Below are 3,655 nucleotides of genomic sequence, written 5' to 3' on the forward strand. Positions count from 1 at the left end.
TCGCGTTCCCGGCGACCGACAGCAGCGCCTCACGGCGGCCCACGGTCAGGGCGCGCCCGATGGTGAAGAGCAGGCTGGGGCCCGGGACCTGGATGAAGAGGATCGACGCGACGAGGAACGCGACCCACTGGCTCGATGACGGCACGGGGCCAGTGTGCTCCCGGAGCGGGAAACGGGCAGGCGTTTTTCGCGCCTCGGACACTAGCGTCGGTCACATGACGACCCCACCGCAGGCGCACCGCACCGACCCGCCGCTCGACGCCGACGAGGCGACCACCCTGGTGGCCTTCCTCGACTACCACCGGGACACGCTCCGGATGAAGGCCGCGGGGCTGACCGCCGAGCAGCTGGCGCGCCCGCTCCCGCCGTCCAGCCTGACCCTGGGCGGCCTGCTCAAGCACGTGGCGCTCAACGAGGCGAGCTGGTTCGGCGAGGTGCTGCACGGGCGGCCGATGCCGGAGCCGTGGGTGAGCGCCGACTGGGACGCCGACCGCGACTGGGAGCTGACCTCGGCGAAGGACGACAGCCCGGAGGAGCTGCGCCGGCTGATGGACGAGTCGGTCGAGCAGGCGCGTCGTGACATCGACGCGGCGCTCGCCGAGGGCGGCCTCGAGTTCCGGTCGGCGACCGTGTCGCGGAAGGAGAACCAGTCGTTCACGCTGCGGTGGATCCTGCTGCACATGATCGAGGAGTACGCCCGGCACAACGGGCACGCGGACCTCCTCCGTGAGGCGATCGACGGCGTCACGGGGGAGTGAGCGCCCGCCGCAGGCAGAAGCGGCGCAACGGCTCCACGTCGAGGACCTCGGCGAGGTCGCGGTAGCGCTGGGCCGCCTGCTCCCGCCGTTCCGTGCGCCACTCCAGGTCGGCGAGGGCGAGCGCGGCGTCACGGCTCGCGTATGCCGGCCCGCGCGTCTCGAGGGACGTGAGCTCCCGCTCCACCTCGGTGAGCGACGTCGTCGCCCCGCCGTCCTCGCCGGCGAGGACGGCGTGCGCCGTGGCGACGAGGCGGGCGACCCGGACCGAGGGGGAGGGCCAGCGCTCCTCGAGCGCACCGTAGAGCAGGGCGATGCGTGGCCAGTCGGTGCGCTCGAGGGAGGGTGCGACGGAGTGCAGGCCGGCGATCGCCGCCTCGATGGCAAAGCGTCCGTCGCCTGCCGCCGCGATCGTGGCGTCGTCGAGCCCGGCGGCCAGCAGTGAACGGTCCCACCGCGTGCGGTCCACCTCGTCGAGGGCGAGGGCCGTGCCCGTGGGGTCGAGCCGTCCCGGGCGGCGAGCGAGGCCGAGCCGGATGACCGCGCGCAGGCCGCGGACCTCGGTGTCGCGGGGGAAGGTGGCGACGAGTGCGTCGGCGATGGACAGCGCCTGGCGGCCGGTGTCGGACAGGGCGTCGGCGGGGTCGAGGGCCGTGCGGTGCGCCACGGTGAACATGGCTGCGACACAGGCGAGCACGACGGGCAGTCGCCGCTCCTGCTCGACCGGCGGCGGCACGTGGAAGGCGCCGCGGGCCTCGGCGAGCGCGCGCTTCGCGCGGGTGAGCCGAGCTGCGGCAGCAGTGTCCTGCACGCCGAGGTGCCCGGCGATCTCGGGAATCGTCAGCCCGCAGACGACCCGCAGTGCCAGGACCATGCGCGAGGTGGGGGAGAGCGCCTCGTCGCACGCCACGAAGAGCAACGCGAGGCGGTCGTCGAGGCCTTGGCGGGAGAGGTCGGCGTCCATGACGGCGTGGCCGGACGGGTCGGTGGGAGCATCCACCTCGGGACGGGCGAGCTGCGGTGCAAGGCGTCGCTCCACTGCGCGCCGGCGGGCGTCGTCGAGCCAGGCGCGCTTGGCCACGGACGTGCACCAGGCGGCATACGACTCGATGGGGCGGCCTGCGGCGCGCTCGTGCGCCGCTGCCCGCGCGACGGCCTCGGCGGCATACTCCTCCGCGTCGTCGAGGCTGCCGGTGAAGGAGGCGAGGGCGCGCACGATGCGCGGCCACGCCTCCTCGAACTCACCCGTCCCGAGCGGCACTCACATCCCCGTCGGGAAGACCTTGCGCCACTCGATGTGGCCACCGGTGGGCACCAGGGCGGCGATGCGACGGGCGGTGTCCTCGTCGTCGGCCTCGACGAGGTAGAAGCCGGTGATGACCTCGGAGGTGTCGGGGAACGGGCCGTCGGTGTAGACGGCGTCCTCGACGAGCCGGTCACCCGAGCCGGGGGTCACGACGCCGCCGTGACGCTGGCTCTGCAGGGCGGCGCCGCCGACGATGCGGGCTCCGAGCTCGGCGACGGCCTTCTGGAAGGCCTGGTGCTCGGGGAACGTCCCCCCGGTGGCGGGTGCCTCCCCGGTGGACGCGGCGCCCGGGGCTCCCGGGTCCCTCCCGGCGGGGGCTGAGCCGGCGCCAGCCGCGGCGTCGAGGAAGGTGTCGGAGTCCCAGTCGGGCTCGTGGATCAGGTATGCGTATGTCTCGGTCATGGCCGGCTCCTCCTCGAGCGGGTGCGCAGGGCGATGCTGCCTGCGCAGGTGGCGACCCTCGCCACATCATCCTGACGAACTCGGCCGCGAGGAATCGACACGCCTTCGCGACTTTCTCGGGACGGCCCGCGAGACTGCTCAGTCGCGCGTGCCGAGGCGCTGCAGGCGCGCCTCGAGGGACGCCCGCCGGTGGGCGTTGCCCTCGAGCTCGAGGTAGCGCGTGCCGAAGGTGGCCAGCAGGGCGTCGTCGAGGCGGCGCACCGCACCGGGCGGGTACTTGTAGCCCATGCGCTCGATCAGGTCGGCGCCGTCGACGGGTGCGATCACCTCCTCGAGGGCGTCGACGGAGGTGATGCCGAGCTCGAGCAGCAGGCCGGAGACCCAGGTGTAGTGGTCGGTGCGGGCCCAGCCGGCGCCGGCGTAGCGCGAGGCGAGGAACTTCGCGAGGTCCTGCGCGCTGATCCGCGGGTCGTGCTCGGCCGGAACGGCCAGGGTCGGCGGCACGGCCATCTGGAGGCGGTCGCGGATGGCGGAGAACTCACGGTCGGCCAGCTCGATGAGCCCGGCGGCCAGGGTGAACCGGCGGTCCAGCTCGTGGGCGTGCTCCTCGGGGATGGTGCCCTTGTAGCGGATGTCGTGCTCGAACTCGGCCCAGGCGTGCTGCAGGACGGTGCGGATCTGCACGGAGGCGCTCAGCCGACGCAGCGGCTGGTAGGCCGCGGGCACCGTGCGGCTGGCGTCGACGGAGACCAGCAGGTGCCGGCTGGCGTAGCCGAACCGGCCGGCGCGCGCGGTCTCGAGGCCCAGGTCCCGGTCGTCGAGGACGGCGAGCTCCTCGCCCAGCAGCTCTGCCACGGCTGCGACGTCGTCGTGGACGTAGGTGATGACGCGGACGCCGATCTGGTCGGTGATGTCGGTCAACGGCTCGGGGTAGAGCAGCTTCCCGTCGCGGCGGCGCTCGGCCTTGGCGGCGAACGAGGCCACGGTCTTGGTGCGGCCCGTCACGCTGAGGTAGTTGATGCCCGCATCGTCGAGCAGCCCGGTGACCATCTCGACGAACAGTCCCGTTGCCGCCTGGAGGTCGGGGCGCACCGCCGCGTATGCCGTCGCCGCCTCGCTGATCTCGGTCGGCGGCGTCGTCGCCTCGTCGGTCGCCCCTGCACCCTTGCTCTCGGCCATGCGGCCATCCTGC

At 73.5% G+C, this 3,655-nt stretch carries 4 protein-coding genes; 1 reads left to right on the top strand and 3 read right to left on the bottom strand.

Annotation, left to right across the window (positions count from 1 at the left end; genetic code table 11):
- The first annotated feature begins 215 nt into the window (after positions 1-215).
- Positions 216-758, top strand: coding sequence for a DinB family protein (locus ABD194_RS20615; protein ID WP_343995015.1), 543 nt, complete (start codon positions 216-218; stop codon positions 756-758).
- Here ABD194_RS20615 and ABD194_RS20620 read toward each other — a convergent pair.
- The 3 genes from ABD194_RS20620 to ABD194_RS20630 all read right to left on the bottom strand — a co-directional run.
- Positions 745-2,016 carry a DUF6596 domain-containing protein gene (locus tag ABD194_RS20620; protein WP_343995017.1) on the bottom strand — a complete coding sequence of 424 codons (1,272 nt, stop codon included), beginning with the start codon at positions 2,014-2,016 and terminating at the stop codon, positions 745-747. The genes ABD194_RS20615 and ABD194_RS20620 overlap by 14 nt on opposite strands.
- Positions 2,017-2,463: a YciI family protein gene (locus ABD194_RS20625; protein WP_343995019.1), complete on the bottom strand. Its 447-nt coding sequence runs from the start codon at positions 2,461-2,463 to the stop codon at positions 2,017-2,019.
- 138 nt (positions 2,464-2,601) lie between these two features.
- Positions 2,602-3,655, bottom strand: a 1,054-nt coding sequence (locus ABD194_RS20630) for a GTP pyrophosphokinase (RefSeq protein ID WP_425580039.1), incomplete at its 5' end; no start/stop codon positions are given.

Source organism: Terrabacter terrae (assembly GCF_039529575.1).
Classification (GTDB): domain Bacteria; phylum Actinomycetota; class Actinomycetes; order Actinomycetales; family Dermatophilaceae; genus Terrabacter; species Terrabacter terrae.